This is a genomic window from Kineosporia babensis (assembly GCF_021129305.1).
GTDB classification, from domain to species: domain Bacteria; phylum Actinomycetota; class Actinomycetes; order Actinomycetales; family Kineosporiaceae; genus Kineosporia; species Kineosporia babensis.
The window spans coordinates 196,980-217,243 of the sequence record NZ_JAJOMB010000006.1; the positions used below are offsets into that span (position 1 = coordinate 196,980).

The 20,264-nt window shown below is 67.6% G+C and carries 20 protein-coding genes; 13 read left to right on the plus strand and 7 right to left on the minus strand.

Annotated elements, in window-relative coordinates; genetic code table 11:
* Window positions 1-79 precede the first annotated feature (79 nt).
* The 10 genes from LR394_RS13765 to LR394_RS13810 all read left to right on the plus strand — a co-directional run bounded on the left by LR394_RS13765 (window position 80) and on the right by LR394_RS13810 (window position 12,308).
* The gene (locus tag LR394_RS13765) at window positions 80-1,066 is read left to right on the plus strand and encodes an ABC transporter substrate-binding protein (protein ID WP_231441722.1); all 987 of its coding nucleotides are present in this window, start codon (window positions 80-82) and stop codon (window positions 1,064-1,066) included.
* A 128-nt stretch (window positions 1,067-1,194) separates the two neighbouring features.
* Window positions 1,195-2,697, plus strand: coding sequence for a sugar ABC transporter ATP-binding protein (locus tag LR394_RS13770; protein ID WP_269329153.1), 1,503 nt, complete (start codon window positions 1,195-1,197; stop codon window positions 2,695-2,697).
* Window positions 2,694-3,719 carry an ABC transporter permease gene (locus LR394_RS13775; RefSeq protein ID WP_231441726.1) on the plus strand — a complete coding sequence of 342 codons (1,026 nt, stop codon included), beginning with the start codon at window positions 2,694-2,696 and terminating at the stop codon, window positions 3,717-3,719. Before LR394_RS13770 ends, LR394_RS13775 begins: the two co-directional genes overlap by 4 nt.
* A 29-nt stretch (window positions 3,720-3,748) precedes the next feature.
* Window positions 3,749-4,753, plus strand: coding sequence for a galactofuranose ABC transporter, permease protein YjfF (gene yjfF, locus LR394_RS13780; protein WP_407937053.1), 1,005 nt, complete (start codon window positions 3,749-3,751; stop codon window positions 4,751-4,753).
* 119 nt (window positions 4,754-4,872) lie between these two features.
* The gene (locus LR394_RS13785; protein WP_231441729.1) at window positions 4,873-7,545 is read left to right on the plus strand and encodes a glycosyltransferase; all 2,673 of its coding nucleotides are present in this window, start codon (window positions 4,873-4,875) and stop codon (window positions 7,543-7,545) included.
* Between the two features lies 1 nt (window position 7,546).
* A complete protein-coding gene (locus LR394_RS13790) occupies window positions 7,547-8,983 on the plus strand; it encodes a radical SAM protein (protein WP_231441730.1) in 1,437 nt (478 codons plus the stop codon).
* 215 nt (window positions 8,984-9,198) lie between these two features.
* Entirely contained in the window at window positions 9,199-9,750 is a 552-nt protein-coding gene (locus LR394_RS42930) for a peptidase inhibitor family I36 protein (protein ID WP_231441731.1), read from the plus strand.
* 262 nt (window positions 9,751-10,012) lie between these two features.
* Complete coding sequence (locus LR394_RS43630) at window positions 10,013-10,372, plus strand: helix-turn-helix domain-containing protein (RefSeq protein WP_407937044.1); 360 nt, start codon at window positions 10,013-10,015, stop codon at window positions 10,370-10,372.
* Window positions 10,372-11,670 carry a type II toxin-antitoxin system HipA family toxin gene (locus tag LR394_RS13805; RefSeq protein ID WP_231441733.1) on the plus strand — a complete coding sequence of 433 codons (1,299 nt, stop codon included), beginning with the start codon at window positions 10,372-10,374 and terminating at the stop codon, window positions 11,668-11,670. The genes LR394_RS43630 and LR394_RS13805 overlap by 1 nt, the downstream gene beginning before the upstream one ends.
* Before the next feature lie 146 nt (window positions 11,671-11,816).
* On the plus strand, window positions 11,817-12,308 hold the full coding sequence (locus LR394_RS13810; RefSeq protein ID WP_231441734.1) for an META domain-containing protein: 492 nt from the start codon (window positions 11,817-11,819) through the stop codon (window positions 12,306-12,308).
* Here LR394_RS13810 and LR394_RS13815 read toward each other — a convergent pair.
* Window positions 12,263-12,931 carry a GNAT family N-acetyltransferase gene (locus LR394_RS13815; RefSeq protein WP_231441735.1) on the minus strand — a complete coding sequence of 223 codons (669 nt, stop codon included), beginning with the start codon at window positions 12,929-12,931 and terminating at the stop codon, window positions 12,263-12,265. The genes LR394_RS13810 and LR394_RS13815 overlap by 46 nt on opposite strands.
* A 143-nt stretch (window positions 12,932-13,074) precedes the next feature.
* Here LR394_RS13815 and LR394_RS13820 point away from each other — a divergent pair, with 143 nt between their 5' ends.
* Window positions 13,075-14,064 (plus strand): lysylphosphatidylglycerol synthase transmembrane domain-containing protein, encoded by a 990-nt coding sequence (locus LR394_RS13820; protein ID WP_231441736.1) that lies wholly within the window; start codon window positions 13,075-13,077, stop codon window positions 14,062-14,064.
* On the opposite strand, the gene LR394_RS13825 is transcribed toward LR394_RS13820, so the two are convergent.
* On the minus strand, window positions 14,061-14,216 hold the full coding sequence (locus LR394_RS13825) for a hypothetical protein (RefSeq protein ID WP_231441737.1): 156 nt from the start codon (window positions 14,214-14,216) through the stop codon (window positions 14,061-14,063). The two genes, LR394_RS13820 and LR394_RS13825, sit on opposite strands and share 4 nt — an antisense overlap.
* 113 nt (window positions 14,217-14,329) lie before the next feature.
* On the opposite strand from LR394_RS13825, the gene LR394_RS13830 reads away from it, so the two are divergent.
* Window positions 14,330-15,283 carry an AraC-like ligand-binding domain-containing protein gene (locus LR394_RS13830; RefSeq protein WP_231441738.1) on the plus strand — a complete coding sequence of 318 codons (954 nt, stop codon included), beginning with the start codon at window positions 14,330-14,332 and terminating at the stop codon, window positions 15,281-15,283.
* A 56-nt stretch (window positions 15,284-15,339) separates the two neighbouring features.
* Window positions 15,340-15,771, plus strand: a complete 432-nt coding sequence (locus LR394_RS13835; protein ID WP_231441739.1) for an SgcJ/EcaC family oxidoreductase — start codon at window positions 15,340-15,342, stop codon at window positions 15,769-15,771.
* Here LR394_RS13835 and LR394_RS13840 read toward each other — a convergent pair.
* From LR394_RS13840 to LR394_RS13860, 5 genes are read right to left on the minus strand one after another with little or no spacing between them, the layout of a single operon-like run.
* Window positions 15,768-16,427 (minus strand): ThuA domain-containing protein, encoded by a 660-nt coding sequence (locus LR394_RS13840; protein WP_231441740.1) that lies wholly within the window; start codon window positions 16,425-16,427, stop codon window positions 15,768-15,770. The genes LR394_RS13835 and LR394_RS13840 overlap by 4 nt on opposite strands.
* Window positions 16,424-17,104 carry a DUF624 domain-containing protein gene (locus tag LR394_RS13845; RefSeq protein WP_231441741.1) on the minus strand — a complete coding sequence of 227 codons (681 nt, stop codon included), beginning with the start codon at window positions 17,102-17,104 and terminating at the stop codon, window positions 16,424-16,426. Before LR394_RS13845 ends, LR394_RS13840 begins: the two co-directional genes overlap by 4 nt.
* Window positions 17,101-17,982 (minus strand): carbohydrate ABC transporter permease, encoded by an 882-nt coding sequence (locus tag LR394_RS13850; RefSeq protein WP_231441742.1) that lies wholly within the window; start codon window positions 17,980-17,982, stop codon window positions 17,101-17,103. The genes LR394_RS13845 and LR394_RS13850 overlap by 4 nt, the downstream gene beginning before the upstream one ends.
* The gene (locus tag LR394_RS13855; protein WP_231441744.1) at window positions 17,982-18,899 is read right to left on the minus strand and encodes a carbohydrate ABC transporter permease; all 918 of its coding nucleotides are present in this window, start codon (window positions 18,897-18,899) and stop codon (window positions 17,982-17,984) included. The genes LR394_RS13850 and LR394_RS13855 overlap by 1 nt, the downstream gene beginning before the upstream one ends.
* Window positions 18,900-18,920: 21 nt before the next feature.
* Window positions 18,921-20,219 (minus strand): ABC transporter substrate-binding protein, encoded by a 1,299-nt coding sequence (locus LR394_RS13860; protein ID WP_231441746.1) that lies wholly within the window; start codon window positions 20,217-20,219, stop codon window positions 18,921-18,923.
* Window positions 20,220-20,264 lie beyond the last annotated feature (45 nt).

Here is a 20,264-nt window from a genome sequence, read left to right on the forward strand (position 1 = left end):
CGCCATCGTTTCCCACATCGCCGCGACCAAAAGTGTGAACGTTAACAACGATGTTGACGTGGTCCCCAGGAGGTAGGGAATGTTCAAGAAGCGGGCCGGTGCCCTGCTCGCGGCGGCGCTGCTGGTGTCGGCGCTGGCTGCCTGCGGTGACGACGAGGGCGGCGACGCCGGGGGCGGTGGCGGGGACGGCAAGCTGGTCCTCGGGTTCGCCCAGGTCGGCGCCGAAAGCGGCTGGCGCACGGCGAACACCAAGTCGATCCAGGAGTCGGCCGCCGAGGCCGGCTACGAGCTGAAGTTCTCCGACGCCCAGGGCAAGCAGGAGAACCAGATCAAGGCGATCCGCTCGTTCATCACCCAGCGGGTCGACGTGATCGCCTTCTCGCCGGTGGTGGAGTCGGGCTGGGACACCGTCCTCAAAGAGGCCCAGGACGCCGAGATCCCGGTGATCCTGACCGACCGGGCGATCGACTCCCCGGACGAAAGCCTTTACGAGAGTTTTATCGGATCGGATTTCGTTCTCGAGGGTGAGAAAGCCGGGGAATGGCTCGTCGAGGAGTACAAGGACGAGACCGAGCCGGTCAATATCGTTGAACTCCAGGGAACGCCCGGGGCGGCCCCGGCCAACGACCGCAAGGCCGGATTCGCCGAGGTCATCAAGGCCGACCCGAAGTTCAAGGTGATCGCCTCGCAAACCGGTCAGTTCACCCGGACCGACGGCAAGCAGGTGATGGAGACGTTCCTGAACTCGAACGACGACATCGACGTGCTCTACGCCCACAACGACGACATGGGCCTGGGCGCGATCGAGGCGATCGAGGCGGCCGGGCTGGAGCCGGGCAAGGACATCAAGATCATCACGGTGGACGCGGTGAAGGACGGGATGACCGCGCTGTCCGAGGGCAAGATCAACTTCATCGTGGAGTGCAGCCCGCTGCTCGGGCCGCAGCTGATGGAGCTGGCCCAGACCGTGGCCGACGGCGGCACGGTGGAGAAGCGGGTGCTCACCGAGGAGACCACCTTCACGCCCGAGCAGGCGAAGGAAGTCCTGCCCGAGCGCCAGTACTGATCCGGATCCCGGTATGAGCGTGCACGGCCGGCGGATCACCGCAGGCCGTGCACGCTCATGACCAGGTCCTGCGAAGGAGCATGGCTGTGGTTGAGCAGAGCCCGGTGACCGGCGTCCCGGTGCTGGAGATGTCCGGCATCCGGAAGGTATTTCCCGGTGTGGTGGCGCTGGACGGCGTGGACCTGCGCCTGCAGCCCGGCGAGGTGCACGCGCTGATGGGTGAGAACGGCGCCGGGAAATCCACCCTGATCAAGGTTCTCACCGGGGTGTACGACATCGACGGCGGGCAGATCCGGCTGGCCGGGCAGGACGTGCACTTCTCCGGGCCGCTGCCGGCCCAGCAGGCCGGGATCAGCACGGTCTACCAGGAGGTGAACCTCTGCGCGAACCTCTCGGTGGCCGAGAACATCCTGCTCGGGCGCGAGCCCCGGCAGTTCGGCCGGATCCGCTGGGGCCAGACCCGCCGCCGCGCGCGAGAACTGCTCCAGCGCCTGGACCTGGATCTGGACGTGTCCGCCCCGCTGGGCGCCTACTCGCTGGCCATCCAGCAGATGGTGGCGATCGCGAGGGCCGTCGACATCGATGCCAAGGTGCTGATCCTGGACGAGCCGACCTCCAGCCTGGACGCCTCCGAGGTGGCCCAGTTGTTCGCCGTGATCCGGCGGCTGAAGGCGCAGGGGGTGGCGATCGTGTTCGTGTCGCACTTCCTGGACCAGGTGTACGAGATCGCCGACCGGATGACCGTGCTGCGCAACGGCCGGCTGGTGGGGGAGTACCGCACCGCCGAGCTGCCGCAGATGGAACTGGTCGCCAAGATGATCGGCAAGGACCTGGCCACCCTGGAGGACCTGGAGCAGCAGCCCCGGGAGACGACCGCGAGGATCGAGCGCGGCGAGGCCCTGGTGCAGGCCGAGGACCTGGGCCGCAAGGGCGGCATCGAGCCGTTCGGGCTGAGCATCCACCCGGGTGAGATCGTCGGCCTGGCCGGTCTTCTCGGCTCGGGCCGGACCGAGCTGGCCCGGCTGCTGTTCGGCGCTGACCGGGCCGACGAGGGCCGGCTGAAGGTCGACGGCAAGGCCGTCACGTTGCGCAGCCCACGCGCGGCGATGAACCGCGGGATCGCCTTCTCCTCGGAGAACCGCCGCACCGAGGGCATCGTCGGCGACCTCAGCGTCCGCGAGAACATTATCCTGGCCCTGCAGGCCTCGCGCGGCTGGATGCGCCCGATCTCCCGGCGCCGGGCCGACGAGCTGGTCGGCAAGTACGTGAAGGCGCTGGACATCCGCCCGGCCGATCCGGACCGCCGGGTGCGCGACCTCAGCGGCGGCAATCAGCAGAAGGTGCTGCTGGCCCGATGGCTGATCACCGAGCCCCGGCTGTTCATCGTGGACGAGCCCACCCGGGGCATCGACGTCGGGGCCAAGGCCGAGATCCAGCGGCTGGTCGCGGAACTGGCCGACGGCGGGATGGCGGTGCTGTTCGTCAGCGCCGAGCTGGAAGAGGTGCTGCGGCTCAGCCACAAGATCGAGATCCTGCGCGACCGGCGGCTGGTGGAGGAACTGGAGAACACCGAGGCCGTGGACGCGGACCGGATCATGCAGACCATCGCCGGAGGGCAGTCCCCGTCATGAGCAAGAACCTCCTGAGCCACCGGCTGTTCTGGCCGTTCGCGGTGCTGGTGCTGCTGCTGGTGCTCAACATCTTCTTCTCCAACAACTTTTTCCGGATCACCGTGCACGACGGCCACCTGGTCGGCACCCTGATCGACATCGCCCGCCGCTCCGCCCCGCTGATCCTGGTCGGGGTCGGGATGACCCTGGTGATCGCGACCGGCGGGATCGACCTGTCGGTGGGCTCGGTGATGGCCGTCTCCGGCGCCCTGGCCTGCCTGCTGATCGGCGACCTGAGCGATCCGCACAGCGTGGCCGGGGTCCTCGGCGCGGTGCTCCTGGCCCTGCTGCTGTGCCTGGTCCTGGGCGTCTGGAACGGGTTCCTGGTCTCGGTGATCGGGATCCAGCCGATCGTCGCCACCCTGATCCTGATGGTCGCCGGGCGGGGCCTGGCCCAGCTGATCACCGACGGCCAGATCCTCAACGTCAGCTCCGACCCCTACCGGGTGATCGGCGCCGGGTACTTCCTGGCCCTGCCGGTCTCGGTGCTGATCGCCGCCGCGGTGGTGCTGATCGCCTCACTGCTGACCGGCCGCACCGCGCTGGGCCTGCTGCTGCAGGCGGTCGGCGGCAGCCCGGCCGCCAGCCGCCTGGCCGGCATCCAGGCCCGCGGCCTGACCTGGCTGGTCTACGTGATCGCGGCGGTCTGCGCGGGCATCGCCGGGCTGATCTACAGCTCCAACGTGGCCAGCGCCGACTCCAACGCCGCGGGCAACCTGATCGAGCTGGACGCCATCCTGGCGGTGGTGATCGGCGGCACCGCGCTGACCGGCGGGCGCTTCTCGCTGTCCGGCACGGTGCTCGGCGCGGTCCTGATCCAGACCCTGAACGTGACCACGGTCAGCATGGGCATCCCGGTCGAGGCCACCCTGCTGTTCAAGGCGATCGTCGTGGTCGTGCTCTGCCTGAGCCAGTCCCCGGCCTTCCGCGAACGGGTGTTCAGCCGACGTAAACCCGCGCTCACCAAGGAGGCCGCCGCGTGACCGAGACCAAAGGCGACCCGGACATCGACCTGGGCGCACAACCGTCCTCAAACACGGGCCGGACCCGCAGCCTGAACCGGCGGCACGTACCCGTCCTGGCCACCCTGAGCCTGCTGGCCTTCATGTACGGCCTGGGCGTGATCAACTACGAGGGCTTCGACCACCCCCAGGTGGTGCTGAACGTCTTCGTCGACAACGCCTTCCTGCTGGTCGTGGCGGTCGGCATGACGTTCGTGATCCTGACCGGCGGGATCGACCTGTCGGTGGGCGCGGTGGTCGCCCTGACCACCACCCTCGCGGCCACCCTGCTGGAAGCGGGCTGGCCGGCCGGTGTGGTGCTGCCCCTGGCCCTGCTGCTGGGCACCGGCCTGGGGCTGTCGATGGGCGCGGTGATCCACTACTTCAAGGTCGAGCCGTTCATCGCCACCCTGGCCGGGATGTTCCTGGCCCGCGGCCTGGCCCTGCTGATCGACCGCAACTCCATCCCGATCACCAACGAGTTCTGGGTCAGCGTGGCCCAGCAGCGCATCCGCTTCGACCGCGGCGTGTTCATCTCTTCCAGCGTGATCCTGGCCCTGGTGGTGGTGCTGATCGCGGCGATCGTGCTCACCTGGACCCGGTTCGGCCGCTGCGTCTACGCGATCGGCGGCAACGCCGACTCGGCCCTGCTGATGGGCCTGCCGGTGGCCCGCACCAGGATCGCGGTGTACGGGATCAGCGGGTTCTGCGCCTCGCTGGGCGGCGTGATCTACAGTTTCTACACCCTCTCCGGCTACAGCCTGCACGGCAACGGCCTGGAGCTGGACGCGATCGCCGCCGTGGTGATCGGCGGGGTGCTGCTGGCCGGCGGCTCGGGCTACCTGTTCGGCACCGTGCTCGGCGTCCTGGTCCTCGGCCTGATCCAGACCATCATCACCTTCGAGGGCACGCTGAGCAGTTGGTGGACCCGGATCGTGGTGGGCGCGCTGCTGTTCGCCTTCATCGTGCTGCAGCGGGTGGTGACCGGGGTCAGCGCGGTGCGCTCAGGCCCCTGAACCCGGAGGGCGGAACCACATCCGGCCCGATCCGGGCATTTCGATATGCCAAAGAGCTCACAAACAGGTTAAAAAGGATCTCCTAGGGTGACAACGATGTGGCCTTGAGGAGACCGGCGATGCCTGAACCTGTGCTGTGGTGCGTGTCGTTCGACGGGGCGCCGCTGTCCGGTGTCGTGGTCGAGTCGCTGAAACTGGCCGACGCCTTCCGGCGCCGAGGCCACCGGGTGCTGCTCGACATCGGCTACGACATCAAAGCCGACAAGGGACGCTTCTTCTCGCCGTACACCGACGAGGCCGCCTGTCTGCCGGGCTGGGTAGAACTGGTCCGGATCGACGGGATCGACCGGATCCCCTGGTACAACCCCGCCTTCGTACGCTCCACGCTGGCCGCGATACCCGCCGGCCACCAGCCCGACGGCTGCTACGAAGCCGTGGTCGAGGCGCTGACCCGGCGGATCGTGGCCACCTGGCAGCGCCACCAGGTCACCGCTGTCCTGGTCGAGAACGGCACCCTGCCGGAGAACATCGCCTACACCGAGGCGCTGTACCAGGCGATCGAGCGCTACGGCCCCACCCTCGGAGCGCCCCGACCGTACGTGCTGTGGCGCGATCACGACCTGATGTGGAACAGCGAACCCTCCTCCGGCAAGTACGGCCAAGCCCCCTACGCCCTCACCCCCAAGCCCCGCAACTCCCCGTACATCCGCTACCTGGCCCTGCACGAGGAGGCCCGCCGCCGCACCCTGGAATGGGCCCCGCACCTGAACAACCTGCAGGTACTGCCCAACACCTTCGACTTCGAGCACACCGCGGTCGGCGCCGGCTTCCGCGAGAGCTACGGGGTACCGGCCGAGGCCGCGCTGATCGCCCGCTGCACCCGCCTGATCCCGCAGAAACGCGCCGACCGCGAGATCGAGTTGCTGGCCCGCCTGCGCCACCGGATTCACGACCGGCCGGTCTACCTGTTCCTGGCCGGCGACACCGCCGAACACCCACCCACCGTCATGGCCCTGCGCGCCCAGGCCGAGCGACTGGGCGTGGCCGACCGGGTCATTTTTGGCGGCCGGCTGGCTCCCCGCGACCTGCCCGCCGGCGACGGGTACACGGTGGCCGACCTGCTCGCCGAGGCCGACCTGATGTCGTTCCTGACCTCCTACGACTACGAGAGCTACGGCAACCCGATCGGCGAGGCAGTGGCATCCGGCGTGCCCTACCTGAGTACCCGCTACGCCCTGTACGACACCGTCTACGGCCGAAAAGGACTGCAGGCGCCGGTCCTCGAGATCACCCCCGACGATCACGCCCCGCTCACCGGCGCATTCGTCGACGAAGTCGTGGCGCTGCTGACCAACCCCCTGCTGCGTAGCCGCGTCGTCATGAACAACACCGCACAAGGCGCCCGGTACTTCGCCCAGAGCAAGGCCGCCGAGGTGGTAGATCAACTGCTAACTGGGGACGTTCACGGCGCCGAACGCTCGCCGGTGTACGGAGTCGCTGGTCAGCTTTCTGTGCCACCTCTGGGCGCCACCACCCGGATGACGGTGGTGATCCCGGTCCGCGACGAGGCCGCCAACCTGCCGGCGGTGATCACCTCGCTCGCCGGACAACAAGGACCCGACGGACCCCTGGACCGTTCGCTGTTCGACGTCCTCTTGGTCGACAACAACTCGCGCGACCAAACCGTCACGCTGGCCCAGGAACTCGCCGCCCATCATCCCGGATTCCGGCTCTGGGTGATCGGCGAACCTGAGCAAGGAGTCTCCTGCGCCCGCCGCACCGGCATGCACCTGGCCGCCCGACGGGCCCAGGAACGCGACGGCGACGACACCACGCGCCGCTTCTACCTGGTCTCGGCCGACGCCGACTGCCGGGTGGCGCCGGACTGGCTGTGGGAACTGCTCAGGGCCATGGACAGCGACAAGGCCGCCATCGGGGTGTGCGACTACTACTACGACGCAAGCCACTTCGTCGGACGTCCGTTGCTGTGGGACGCGATCGACCGCACCATCCGCAGCCGCCGGGTGGCCTGGTCCAGATTCGGCGGCTTCCCCGACGGCAAGGGCTTCGCCGTGGACCGGCGCTCCTACCAGCGGGTGGACGGCATCGAACTGTCCTACCAGCTGGAGAACGGGCGCTTCGTCAGTCATCTTTCGGACGACTGGGACTTCGGCATCCTCATCCGGGCCACCGGCGACGACATCGTCTATGTGCCCGGCTCGCGGGTGGAGATCAACCCCCGCCGGGTGGACCATGCCATCGACGAGGTGGTGGCTGGGCAGGCGTACGGTTCCGGCGGCATCATCACCATGCGCGACATCCGGGTGGCCGGACCGGGTGGCCGGGACCTGACCCAGGCGGAAGCGCTGCAGGCATGGGAGTTCTCGATCAAGGACTTCATGCCGAAGAACATGATCCTGGCCGCCGTCCTCACCCCCTCGCTGCTGGACGACGAGGGGGTGATCGACCTGCTCTCACCGGCGCTGGCCAAGGCGATGGCCGCCCGTATCCCGCAGATCACCGCCGAGACCGGCCTGGTCGACTACACGCCCATCCACTCCTACAAAACCCCCTGTTTCCGGCTGTATTTCGAGTTCGCCGAGGAGCTGTTCGCCCGGCTGCGGGCCAAGGTCGGCCCGGAGATCGGTTACCCGCCCCCGCTGCCACCGTGCCTGCAGGAAATTCGCGACACCGGCGACGAGGAACGATTCCGCGAGTTCGTGCGGCACTACTGCGAGGACCGCGAATCCGGCGAGGCGCACGACTACTTCGGCAACGGAGGAGTTTTCTGATATGGACGCCCTGGAATCGCTCGCCCACCTGGACCCCGCCTACCCTCGGCCGCTGGTCTCGGAGCTGCTGGCCGCCCCCGAGAACGAACGGCTGCTGGACTACGTGGCCAACGACCCGTTCGGCGCCCACGTCTTTCCCGGTGACATCCCCGACGTCTCACCCGAGGCGTTCCTCGACGACCTGGACGCCCAACTCGCCGACACCCGTCCGATCCATCTCTGGTCCTACATCCCGACCTGCAGCTACCGGTGCCGGTTCTGCCAGTACCCGGTGGTCATCGTCAAGGGCCCGGATGACGTGACCAGCGAAAAGGTCGACCACTGGGTAGAACTGAACATCCGCGAGGCGCAGATGTGGCTGCAGCGGGTGCCCCACCTACGAGAGGCGCCGGTGGGGGAGTTCAACGTCTTCGGCGGAACCCCCTCACTGATGGGCCTGGACTCGGTCTCCCGGCTGCTGACGTTCTACCGCGAGAACTTCGGCTTCGGGCCCTCCACCACGATCCGTTTCGAGGGTGACCCGACCACCCTCACCCCGGACCTGCTGGCCCGGCTGCAGGACCTGGGCTGCGACAAGGTCTCCTGCGGCGTGCAGTCTTTCGACGACCAGGTGCTGAAACTCAGCGGGCGCGAGCACACCGAGGCCGAGTGCCACGCCTTCCTCGACGCCACCCGCAAGCTCGGCTACGACTGGGTGACCATCGACCTGATGTACGGCCTGCTCGACCAGAGCGTGGCCGGTGTGGAACGCGACCTGGAACAGTTACGCCGCCACCAGGTGCCCGGCGTGGTCTGCACCAAGCTGCACCTGCGCTCGTACACCGACACCCGCACCGGCGTAGCGGGCGACCGCCCGGCCGCCTGGCAGTTCCCCGCCTACCGCAACCGCCTGGCCGAGGCCGGTCACCACTGGCCCAGCCTGGGCGAGCAGTACCAGATGCGCGAGATTCTGGCCTCCGGGCTGCGGGCCGACGGCTACGGCGAGCACCCGACCATGTACTTCCACCGCGGCGACAAGCCCCCGGAGACCTGGAAATCCATCATGGTCGACCAGGACCGCCAGGACGCCGAGGTCGCGATCGGCCTGGGTGGCAGCTCCAGCTGCCGCCGATCGGAAGCGATGACCGAGGTCAACGCGGTGAAGTACCGGCAGATGGTCGAGGCCGGCCGGCTGCCCCTGGCCTCGGCAACCCGCTTCGGACCTACCGCCACCGAATCCCGGGCGATCAAGATGGCCCTGTCTACCCTCCAGCCCGTGCGCGACGACCTGCACCGCGAGAGGTTCAACGGACGTTCGTTGTTCGACGACCCCTGGTCACAGCGCTGGGACGACCTGCAGCGCCGCGACCTGGTGACGGTGGACCGGGCCGAGGGAATCGTGCGGCTGACCGAACCGGGTGAGGTGCTGGTCGAGGGCATCATGAACACCGAATTCTGACCATCTCGACCCGGTTTAGTGGTGTTGACCGGTCGAACCGGGGCATTGTTCGACTTTCCGAACGCACTATTGAGACTGGGAGTTTCTGTAATTGAGAAGTTCCCCTTCGGGCAATTCTTGGTATTGGCCAGGGGTTCTTCATTTGCGCGCCGGCGCGGTCTCCAGTACTCCTTGAAGGGCGTCAAAAGACGGCGCTACTTCTTGAGGGGGAACACGTGAACATTCATCGATTCGCACGTCGTTCGGCCAAGATTGCAGCATTGGCAGTGACTTTCTCGGCGACCGTGGGTGGGGGATTCGCTCATGCTTCCACGTCTGCCGCTTCGAAGCTTGACCGTGAGGTTCAGGCCGTGATTTCCGAGTTCGGGGGAACGAAACTGTCGGCGAACCAGGTCGCCTGGGACGACGGCGCCGTGGTGATGACGCTGCCCAGGCCGGGGGAAGAGCGTGCCCTGGCCGATGGTGAAAAGCGGTCGGCGGCCGGTGAGGCGAATTGCTCCGACGGCTATTCCTGCCTGTACGAACACGCCAACTGGGATGGCCGCAGACTGCAGTTCTTCACCTGTCGGTACGAGAACCTCTCGGACTACGGGTTCCAGGATCAGACCTCGTCCTGGCACAACAACCAGAACACGAAGGCGTCCGTGGTGGAGAACTTTCTGGCGCTGGGGATCTACGAACCGCTCTGGACCGCGCAACCGAAGACAGCCAGTTCCCAGGTCGCAGATGCCCAGAACGAAAAGGCAGACCGTCTGCTCGTCTGTTGACCACTGGCTGACGACACTCCAGATCCCGTCCACCGTGGTGCGAATTCGTCCCGCACGCGGTGGGCGGGATCCTGCCTGGTGCGTGGACAGCCTGGAGATAGAAATTGGAGAACCGCTGGTCTCATTCATGCTGTCGGTCCGCGCTCAAATGTCGGCGATCGACCACATCACGAATGTCGGAGTACGACAACTTTCCAGAGTGTCGGCGAACGCCTACACTGGCCACGCCTGAAGACAACGTCTGCGTGTGAAGGATCCATCGATGCGCGTCGCGACCGTACGAGACGTCGGTGTGCTTGCGAGGAGGTTCCGGCGCGAGCAGGGCCTGACACAGGCAGACCTCGCTGAACGGGTAGGCGTTGGGCGCGAGTGGATCGTGCGCCTCGAGAGCGGACATCCCCGCCTGGAAGCCCAAAAGGTTCTGGACACCCTTTTCGTCCTTGGTCTTGTCCTCGATGTAGGTCAACCATCCCTCGCCGCTGAAGCCGGAGGGCAGTCGGGCGCCCCGAGAACACCGCGAACGGATCGCGAAGCAACGGCGTCGGCCGTTCATCCTCTCCGTAGTCCCAAGGAGGATGCCCTCGACCCGTTCGAGGCACTGTTCTCGCGACGGGCACGTTGATGGCAGGCGACCAGCAGCTACGGGTCTTCCTCGACGGGGCCCTGATCGGCGAGGTGCGGCAGACACCGCAAGGAGCCCTGTCCTTCGCGTATGACGAGGAGTACCGGGCCGAGCCAACTGCAACGCCACTTTCGTTGTCGATGCCCCTCGACGCCGAGAAGCACCCGAACAAGGTGGTCAGCGCTTATCTCGATGGCCTGCTCCCCGACTCCGAAGCAGCCCGCCGACGCTGGGGCCAGCAGTACGGAGCGAACCCGAGGAACCCATTTTCGCTCCTGCGACACGTCGGTCGCGACGCCGCGGGTGCGGTGCAGATTCTTCCGCCTGATGCAGAAGCATCCGACGCCGCCGATCAGACCGGCGATATTGAATGGCTCAGCGACGACGATTTCGCCGCGCTCGCACATGATCTCGCCGCGCACGGTGAAGACTGGGATCCAGGTCGATTCGGCGGCCGATGGAGTCTGGCCGGCGCGCAGCCGAAGATCGCGCTGTTCCAGGACCCAAAGACCGGTGCCTGGGGTATCCCCCGGGACTCGACGCCCACCAACTGCATCATCAAGCCCGCCCTACGCGCCTTCCAGCGTCACCACGTCAACGAGGCGTTGTGTCAGCGAACTGCCCACCATGCAGGGCTCCTGACCGCCGAAGTGAGCTTGGTCGAGGTTGCCGATGTCCACGCCGTCATCTCGCACCGCTACGACCGTGACCAGGACAGCACAGGACGGTGGCACCGGGTTCACCAGGAAGACCTTTGCCAGGCCCTCTCGGTTCACCCCAGCAAGAAGTACCAGTCCGACGGCGGGCCCGGCGTAGGCGCCGTCGGCAGGCTGTTTCAGAAGCTTTCCGTCGACGACCGAACCGTCTCCGCAGAGCGCTTTTTCAAAGGGTTGGCTCTCAATGTCCTCATCGGTGGTACCGACGCTCACGCCAAGAACTACTCGCTCGTCCTGATCGGTAGCCGCGCCCAGATCGGCCCCCTGTACGACGTGGCCTCCGCCGCTTGCTACCCACAATATGTCGGCCTGGACTCCTCCATGAAGATCGGCGAGCACTGGCGGTTCCTCGACATCGGGATCGCCGACTGGAAGCGAGCAGCCAAGCAACTCGGCCTGCCGGGCGATCAAGCCATCAACTGGGTCGAGGAACTACGCACCAACCTGCCTGGGGCGCTGGAGCGTGCTGTTGCTTCACTGCCCCCGAACGTTCAGGTCGAAGCCAACGCCATGGCCGAACGTATCGCCGAGCACGTCGCTGGAACCTGGCGCCCCGACCAGACCGTGATTCGCCCCACCTGATCCGGCTTGACGGGCAGTCGCCCAGGCCATCGATCAGATCCACGTTCTGGAACTCGATTTCCGCAGTCGGGTCTCGGTCCTGGCCGGCTGCACGGAACCGGGCCCGGGTCGGCTGCGTCCAAGGGCGGCGAACACGGGAGGATCTGATGAAGAAGACCTGGATGGTCATGCCGGCGCTGCTGGCCGTGGTGCTGGCCGGTTGTGGTGCGGACAGTTCTGGTGATGCGGTGACGCCGCAGGATGCTGAGCCGGCGCTGGAGGAGCAGATCCTGGGCGTGTGGTACCCGTGGGACATTCCCTCGTACGAGCCCTCGAAGTTCGGGGTGCAGACGTTCGGGGAGGCCTCGGTGGAGTTCAAGGACGACGGGACCTGGTCGGGCAGCGACGGCTGCAACGGGCAGAGTGGTGAGTACGAGGTCGCTGCGGACGGGAAGTTCTCGGCGTCGGAGCCGGGGGTGCAGACCATGATCGGGTGCGCCAACGTGCCCAACGCTTCGGTGCTGCATTCCTCGTTCAAGGCCGAGATCGTGGACGGTGTGCTGGTTCTCAGCAGCCAGAGCGACCAGGTCAACGGGCGTTACGTGCGTGAGCCTCAGGCCGGGCCGTCGCCGACGGCTTCGGCGGTTGCGGAGAGCTGAGCGTTCTCGGCCCGGTCGGCAGCCGGGCGGAGCATGACCTGGGACTGAGCGCCGGGCAGCAGGTTCACGGTGGCGACGGTGACGAAGCCGTGGCGGGCGTACAACCGGGCGCTGCCGGTGGTGGTGGCCTCCAGCGCCGCGGGGGCTCCGGCCTGGTCGATCTGGGCCAGGCGGTAGCGCAGCAGGGCCGAGCCGATGCCCTGCCCCTGTCGTTCCGGGTCGGCGGCGACGTCCTGCAGGTACCAGTGCGGCTCGCGCGGCCGATGCGCCCGGACCGCCCGCTCCTGCTGCAGGCCGCGGCCGAGGGAGCCGCCCAGCAGGTTGCCCAGCGCCCAGCCGATCCGGGCGGCCTGGCGGCGCCACCACGGAGTGGGGCCCTGCTCGATCCGGGGTGCGGACCAGCGCAGGGCGCCGACCACACGCCCGTTCTCGTCCACCGCGACGTCCAGCGGCCGCGGGCCCGGGCCGGCCAGGTCGGCGTGCATGATCCAGCGGATGGTGCGGGCGCGGTGCCGGGTCCGGGGCATCAGGGCGACCCAGACCGGGTCGTGCTCGAAGGCCCGGGCGAAGAGGTCGGCGGCGGCAGCGATGTCATCGGTGGTGGCGGGTCTGACGTGGACCATGCGAAGAGTCTACGAACCGTTCGGTCGGCTGAGCAATCCGTTTGGTCGGCTGAATGACGCCGGTCGCAACTGTTCGCCCATCGGTACGGTGCCGTTCCCGGCCCGTCGGGTTGAGTTCAGCCGGTCGACGTCATCCTCGACAGGTGTTCACCGCTACCCCTCGCGGCCTGCTGCACGGCGCCGGCGCGGCGCTCGGCGCAGCGGCCCTGGCCTGGATGTTTCCCGCGGTCATGGGGACTGGCTGGAGCGAGATCACCGGCACCCTGCTGGCCCTGGACGCCTGGCCCCTGGCCGGGCTGATCGTGCTCTGGGCCCTGGGAAAGCTGGCCCACTCGGTGGCCCTGAGCGCAGCCATGCCCGGCCTGGACTGCCGCCGCGCCCTCACCCTGAGCCTGACTGGCAGCGCGGTGGCCAACGTCCTGCCCCTCGGAGGCGCCGCCGGCATCGCGCTGAACTACCGGATGAGCCGCGGCTGGGGTTTCGCGCCGGCTGCGATCGCCGGCTACACCGTGGTGGTCAACCTCTGCGACGTCATGGTCAAGCTCTTCCTGCCGCTCACCCTGATCCCGCTGGTCCTCGGCGGCCACCTGCCCCCGCCGTTCTCCGGTTCGCTGATCGTCTCCAGCGTGCTCGTCCTGGCTCTGGCCGGGCTGACGGTGATCACTCTGCTCGCTGCGCCGGAGCCACTGCGCCAACTCAGCCGCAGCCCGTGGTGGCAGCGGATGCTCTCCGGCGCCGAGCAGGTCGCGGCCGCGGCCCGGACCACGATCGGCCGATCCTGGGCCCGGCTGGTCGCGGGCATGTCCACCTACTCGGCGTTGCTGCTGCTCCTGCTCACCGCCTGCCTGCAGATCTCCGGCGCCGACGTGCCACTCGCCCTGATCCTGGCCGCCTTCAGCGTGGAGCGGCTGCTCACCCTGGTCGGCATCACCCCGGCCGGATTCGGCGTGGTCGAGCTCGGCCTGGCCGGAGTGCTCATGCTGGCCCCGGCCGCCTCCGGCGCCGACGTGGCCTCGGGGATCCTGCTCTACCGCCTACTCACCGTCGGGATCAACATCCCGGTGGGCGGGGCCCTGCTGGCGGGATGGCTCTGGCGCAATCAAGCACCTCGACCACTGGCCGTCACCGGCTAAAAAGCAATGAAGAACCCGGCGGTGAAGACGAGCAGCCCGACGATCGCCGGGACCTCGCCCGATGCGCCGATGAACTGAGCCACGGCGGCCCAGGCCAGGCACGCTGCTCCGGTGACCAGCAGAAGCAGCCCAGCGGATCTCTTCGGACGCATGGCGGCGATGCTAGGGCCTGTCCTGCGGACTTCGCCTACTGCGTGGCAGGCCCTGGCAACGGCGTTTCGGCCGGTGGGCCAGGTGAATCCCGACGTACTACGCTGGAACGGACATGCTCATCACCAGCCCCAACGTCTGGGCCGCCCAGCTCGCGACCGCCGACCTTCCCCCACTGCGCAGCAACATGCCCGCAGACAAGGAGTTCCGTGGGCGGATGGTGAACGGCCACCTCGGCCCGGTCCAGCTCGCCGGTTTCGAGACGCCGCCCGGTGACTGCATCCGCGACCCGGAGATCCTCCGGCCCGAAGACCAGCAGCTCTGCCAGGTGGACCTGATCCTGGCCGGTGAGGTGCAGGTCGAGCACGAAGGCCGCAACAGTCGGCTGAATCCCGGCGACTTCGTGGTGACCGACCCGTCACGGCCCGTGCGGATCCGCAGCACCCGCTCCAGCCACCTCAGCGTGCTGATCCCGCGCACGATGCTCGAGCACCGCACCCGCGACCTCGGTAACGCGGCCGGAAAACGGCTTTCGGGAGCCCACGGCTCCGGCGCCCTGCTGATTCCGTTGGTACAGGCCGCCGTCCGTTCGATCGACACCTTCACCGAGCCCGAGGCGAGCCGGACCGCGTCGGTGCTCGCCGACGTCCTCAGTTCGGCCCTGACCGGACAGCTGGAGAACCAGAGCACCCCGGAAGAGGTTCTGCGCGTGCGCGTGCGGGCCTACATCGATGCGCAACTGCCCGAGCCCGGACTGAATCCGGCCTCGGTGGCGGCCGCGCATCACATCTCACTCAGCCGCCTGCACAAGCTGTTTCGTGATCAGCCGCACACGGTGGCCGCGCTGATCCGCCGCCGTCGGCTGGAGAAGTGCCGGAGCGAGCTGGTCCGGGCCGGCGCCGGGGTGGCCGCGGTGGGCGCCCGCTGGGGTTTCACCGATCCCGCCCACTTCAGCCGGGCCTTCAAGGCAGCCTACGGCACCTCCCCGCGGGACTTTCGCGACCTGCACGCCGACGGGGGACGGATGTCCAAGCAGCTGGGCACGCATCGTCATGGTGGTGCCGGGTAGGAGCCACCACGATGGACGCTCGTTGCCCGGTTCCGAGTGAGAAGAGCGTTCGAAAGATGGATCAGTCGGTAGAGGCGTTGGCGGCCATTCCGGTCCGGATGGGTCAGGCCTGGGACCGCGGGGACGCGGCCGGTTTCGCGGCGGACTTCGCCGAGGACGCCGAGTTCGTGGCCTTCGACGGCACTTTGCTGAGCGGGCACGAGGCGATCGTGGCATTCCACCAGCCGCTGTTCGACACCGTGCTCAAGGGCACCCGCCTGGTGGAAAACCAGACCGTCCTGGCCCGGATCGTGCAGCCCGGCGTGGGGTACGTGCACAACCGGCTCGGGGTGGTGATGGCGGGGGAGAGCGAGCCGCTGCCGTCCCGTAACTCCATGCAGTTGTTCGTGATGCAGTGGCGCGACGACCGGTGGCAGGTCGTGGTCTCGCAGAACTCTCGGATCGTCACCCTCGAACGCCAGTTGCAGCTGGACACTCTGGAGAGCTAAGAGTGAAGCAACCAGGCAACCTCGGCGCGCAGCAGCGTGAGCCGATCCGGTTGCCTGGTTGCCCGCACGTCGTGACCGAGACCGTCGTAGATCACCCGGCCGTGCTGGGCAACCCAGGCCACCGGGTGCGTCTTCCCCTCGAACTCGGTGGTCACCAGCACGGTCGAGGTGTCGCTGACCTCCAGCCGGCAGTACCGCTCGTCGTCCGTAGTCAGGGTTTTCAGATCGGGAGCAGCCGGATGCCCACCGGCTACTGCGAACTGGGCCGGGCCCCGCGGCGGGTGCATGGAGGTACCAACCACCCAACGCCCACCCAGCAGCGAGGCCCAGCCCGACGCGTCCCCAAAGGTATTGGCCGCAGCGTGCAGTCCCAGCAGGGGAGACCCTTCCGCGACCAGTGAAGCCAGTCGGTCGTGGAACGGGACCCAGGACGCGTCGTCCCCGTCGAAATCCGGATCGATCCGGCCCCGGCCGGCGCAGACCACGATCAGGGCGCCAGGTTCGACGTCGTCCAGGGCAGTGCGGTAGGTGCCCCGTAGTTGTGCTTCCACCCCAAGATCAGCAAGCACAGAACGGATCTGGTCGGCCACCGCGGCGTCGTCGTGCCACGGGTCGTCGTACCGGCCACGTCCGACGAGGATCACGGCTTGCGTCATTCAGGCTGCTCCAGAATCGGGCGGAGGGTGAACCGGCAACCGGCCCACACTACGTACAGCAAGGGGGCCAGTGCCAGACCCAGCCCCAGCGCTGGACGAGCGGCGACGAGGGTGGCCAGAAGAGCCAGCACCACCAAGGAGAACGCCGTGAGGTACCAGCGCCGCAGCGCCAGATACACGCTGGCCCGGGCCAGGTGCCGCACCCGCAGATCCGGACGTTCGGCCAGCGCGACCAGCACGTGCAGCGTGACCACGAGCACCAGCAGCGCCAGCACGGCCAGCAGCGGCAGCGTCACCGCACCCAGCAGCGTGCCGGACAGGGCGTACACGTCGACCGCCAGGACCACCCAGGCCGCCGAGGCCATCGCGCCGGTCCGCAGCGCAGGCCTCAGGGCCCGCCGCCAGCCTCGCCCGAAAGTCGCCAGCACAGTGGTGTTCCCGTCATCGGTGAACGAGCGGAAGACCGCCGACGCCGCCACGGTCGCCGGAGCTCCCAGCGGGGCCAGCAGCGCCAGAAGCGGCCAGCTGTGCACCGGATTCGTGCTGATCACCACCGTCAGGAACGGCAGCGTGGCCAGCCCGAAGAGGAAGCTGGTGCCGAGGAACACCCAGACCGTGCCGATCACGTACGCCCAGGTCTCGTGCCGCGCGGGCGAGGCGGGAAGGACGGCGCTCATCCCTTGATCCCGGTGGTGGCGATGCCCTGGACGAAGTACTTCTGGCCGAGGGCGAAGACGATCGCGATCGGCAGGACCGACAGCACCGAGCCGGTCATGATCAGCGCGTACTGGGCGTTGTACTGCCCGATGAACGTCTTCAGGCCGATCTGGATCGTCCACAGGTCCGGGTCGCGCAGGTAGATCAGCGGCCCGAGATAGTCGTTCCAGACGTTCACGAAGGTCAGCAGGGTCAGCGAGGCGATCGCCGGGATCGACAGCGGCAGCATGATCCGCCGCCAGATGCCGTACTCGGACAGCCCGTCCAGCCGCGCCGCCTCGGACAGCTCCTCCGGCACGGTCTCGTAGAACTGCTTCATCAGGAACACCCCGAAAGCGCCGAACGCCTGCAGCGCCACCATCGCCCAGAGGGTGTTGGAAAGGTTCAGTTTCGAGAACAGGATGAACTGCGGAATCATGTACGCCTGCCAGGGCACCGCGATGGTGGCCAGGTAGGCCAGGAACAGCACGTCGCGGCCCGGCCAGCGCAGCCGGGAGAACCCGTACGCGGCAAAGCTTCCGGTCAGCACCTGCAGGAAGGTGATCACCACCGACAGGATCAGGGTGTTCTTGACCCAGGTCAGCATGTCGGACTTGGTCCAGATGTCCACGTAGTTGCCGAACTGCCAGTCCGGGACCCAGCGGATCGGCACGGTGAAGACGTTGTTGTTGGTCTTCAGCGAGGACAGCACCATCCAGAAGAACGGCGCCAGCACGCCGATCGCCGCGACAGTGAGCGCGATGTAGCCCAGCACGCGCCAGAAGCTGATCCTGCGCCCGGGTCCCGCAGCGGCGGGTGTGCGCAGATCCGGGGTGACCCGGGTGTCGGTGAGGCTCATCAGGCATTCCTCCGGCGGTTGACCAAGAACTGCACCAGCGTCACCGAGACACAGATCAGGAAGAGGACGACGGAGATGCTGGAGGCGTAACCGAACTGGTTCTGCACGAAGCCCTTCTGGTAGATGTACTGGCTCAGCACCAGCGTCGACTGCCCGGGCCCGCCCTGGGTCATCACCAGGATCAGGTCGAACACCTTCAGGCTGCCGATCGTGCAGATCACGCTGATGAAGAAGGTGGTCGGGCGCAGACCGGGCAGGGTCACGTGCCGGAACCGCTGCCAGGCGCCGGCCCCGTCGATGGTCGCCGCCTCGTACAGCTCTCGCGGAATGGTCTGCAGCCCGGCCAGGAACAGCAGCATGTAGAAGCCCAGGTCCCGCCAGACCCCGACGATGATCACCGAAGGCATCGACCAGTCGGTGGAGGTGGTCCAGCCCGGAGGGTCGGCGATCCCGGCCGCTGCGAGCAGCTGGTTGATCGGGCCGGAGTCGGGGCTGAACATCATGTTCCAGACCGCCGCCACGGCCACGATCGAGGTGACGTAGGGGAAGAACGCGGCGGTCCGGAAGAACCGCACGCCCCGCAGCCGGGTGTTCAGCAGCAGCGCCAGGGCCAAGGACAGGGCCATGGTCACCGGGACGTGAACACCGGTGTAGTAGAGGGTGTTGCGCAGTGCCGTCCAGAAGCTGCTGTCGTTCAGCAGCCGCTCCAGGTTGGCGGTGCCGGTCCAGTTCGCCCGCCCGAACACGTTCCAGTCGGTGAACGAGAGGTAGAACAGCGCCAGGACGGGCACCAGGGTGAGCACCGCGAAACCGATGAAGTTCGGCAGCACGAAGCTCAGGCCGATCAGGGTGTTGCGGCGGCGCAGCGCGCCCGGCCGGGGTGGGCGGGCCGCGCGAAGCTCTTTCGTGAGGGCCATGTCTGCCTCCGAGGACGACGATCAGTTACCGATCTGGTTGCCGAACTCCTGCTTGGCCTTCTCCAGAGCGCCGGTCACGTCGCTGCTGCCGGACATGATCGCGGTGTGCGCGTCGGTCAGGATCGTGTTGATCGTCGCGGTGTTCTCCGAGACCGGCACCTCGGGCCGGATCACGTGGTTGGTGAACGTGGAGCGGGACAGCTCGTCGGTCGGCACGCCCTCGACCGAGAAGAGCGACTCGGCCACGGTCTCGCTGGTGTTGGCCGGGGTGATGCCGATCTCGGCCAGGGTGGAGGCACCTTCGGCGCCGGAGATGTAGGTCAGGAACTCCTTGGCCGCAGCGACCTTGTTCTCGTCGATCCCGGCGTTGATCCCCATCCCGGTCGGGCCGCCGAAGGTCACCGGTGCGTCCAGGGTGGAGGTGTCGACCTGCGGGGCGGGCGCGAAGCCCCACTCGAACTTCTCCGCGTCTCCCGATTCCTGCTGGGCGATCAGGGTGCCGATGTACCACGAGCCCATCAGCATCATCGGGACCTTCTGGGTGCCGAACTCGCTCTGGTACGTCAGGCTGTTCGTGGTCGCGGTGTTGTAGTCAACTGCGGCGCCGGACTCCTGAAGTGCTAGGGCCCGCTGGTAGAACGGCTCCATGAAGGCGAAGTTGCCGGCCAGGAAGTCCTGGTAACCGTTCGCGCTCTGGGCGTTGGCGAAACCCTGCACGGCCGAGGGCCAGACGTGGTTGTACGTGCCCGCGTCCGCGCCGTCCGCGGTCGAAAGCTGCTGTGCCGCCTGGGCGAAGTTGTCCCAGGTCCACTGCCCGTTCGGGAGCTCGGCCTTGGCCTGCTCGAACATGTCCTTGTTGTAGAACAAGTACCAGCCGTCCTCGCGGTACGGGATGGCGTAGGAGGCGCCGTCCACGGTGTACGGCTCCACCGCGGTCTTCACCGTCTCGTCCAGGCCCTCGGCAACGTCCGAGACGTCCAGGAGCTGACCGCCACCCTGGTACGTGGAGAACGTGCACAGGCACTTGATCGGGTACAGGTCCGGGGCCGAGCCGGCGGACAGGTCCGCGGTCATCTGGGTGTCGTAGTTGGCCGCGTCGTATTCCTTGATCTCGACCGTGACGTCCGGGTTCGTCTTCTCGAAAGACTCTGCGAGCAGCTTGAACTCGGGGGTGGTGGCGATGCTCCAGCCGGCCACCGTCAGGGTGACCGGCCCGTCGGCGTCGGCGCTGTCCCCGGAACTGCAGCCGGTCGCGGTGAGGGCGGCGACGGCGAGAAGGGCGGCGAACCTGGTCGGCCGGGAACGGCTCGAGTGATCCATGTCTCTCCTTTGAGATGGCTGTTGCAGTTCAGAGCAAATGGGGGA

Coding starts and splice junctions, on each gene's coding strand:
- LR394_RS13850 (WP_231441742.1), bottom strand. CDS start 17,982: ATGAGCCTCACCGACACCCGGGTCACCCCGGATCTGCGCACACCCGCC.
- LR394_RS13765 (WP_231441722.1), top strand. CDS start 80: ATGTTCAAGAAGCGGGCCGGTGCCCTGCTCGCGGCGGCGCTGCTGGTG.
- LR394_RS13810 (WP_231441734.1), top strand. CDS start 11,817: ATGAAGAAGACCTGGATGGTCATGCCGGCGCTGCTGGCCGTGGTGCTG.
- LR394_RS13770 (WP_269329153.1), top strand. CDS start 1,195: ATGTCCGGCATCCGGAAGGTATTTCCCGGTGTGGTGGCGCTGGACGGC.
- LR394_RS13840 (WP_231441740.1), bottom strand. CDS start 16,427: ATGACGCAAGCCGTGATCCTCGTCGGACGTGGCCGGTACGACGACCCG.
- LR394_RS13830 (WP_231441738.1), top strand. CDS start 14,330: ATGCTCATCACCAGCCCCAACGTCTGGGCCGCCCAGCTCGCGACCGCC.
- LR394_RS13855 (WP_231441744.1), bottom strand. CDS start 18,899: ATGGCCCTCACGAAAGAGCTTCGCGCGGCCCGCCCACCCCGGCCGGGC.
- LR394_RS13835 (WP_231441739.1), top strand. CDS start 15,340: ATGGATCAGTCGGTAGAGGCGTTGGCGGCCATTCCGGTCCGGATGGGT.
- LR394_RS13790 (WP_231441730.1), top strand. CDS start 7,547: ATGGACGCCCTGGAATCGCTCGCCCACCTGGACCCCGCCTACCCTCGG.
- LR394_RS13815 (WP_231441735.1), bottom strand. CDS start 12,931: ATGGTCCACGTCAGACCCGCCACCACCGATGACATCGCTGCCGCCGCC.
- LR394_RS43630 (WP_407937044.1), top strand. CDS start 10,013: ATGCGCGTCGCGACCGTACGAGACGTCGGTGTGCTTGCGAGGAGGTTC.
- LR394_RS13775 (WP_231441726.1), top strand. CDS start 2,694: ATGAGCAAGAACCTCCTGAGCCACCGGCTGTTCTGGCCGTTCGCGGTG.
- LR394_RS13805 (WP_231441733.1), top strand. CDS start 10,372: ATGGCAGGCGACCAGCAGCTACGGGTCTTCCTCGACGGGGCCCTGATC.
- LR394_RS13845 (WP_231441741.1), bottom strand. CDS start 17,104: ATGAGCGCCGTCCTTCCCGCCTCGCCCGCGCGGCACGAGACCTGGGCG.
- LR394_RS13825 (WP_231441737.1), bottom strand. CDS start 14,216: ATGCGTCCGAAGAGATCCGCTGGGCTGCTTCTGCTGGTCACCGGAGCA.
- LR394_RS13785 (WP_231441729.1), top strand. CDS start 4,873: ATGCCTGAACCTGTGCTGTGGTGCGTGTCGTTCGACGGGGCGCCGCTG.
- LR394_RS13860 (WP_231441746.1), bottom strand. CDS start 20,219: ATGGATCACTCGAGCCGTTCCCGGCCGACCAGGTTCGCCGCCCTTCTC.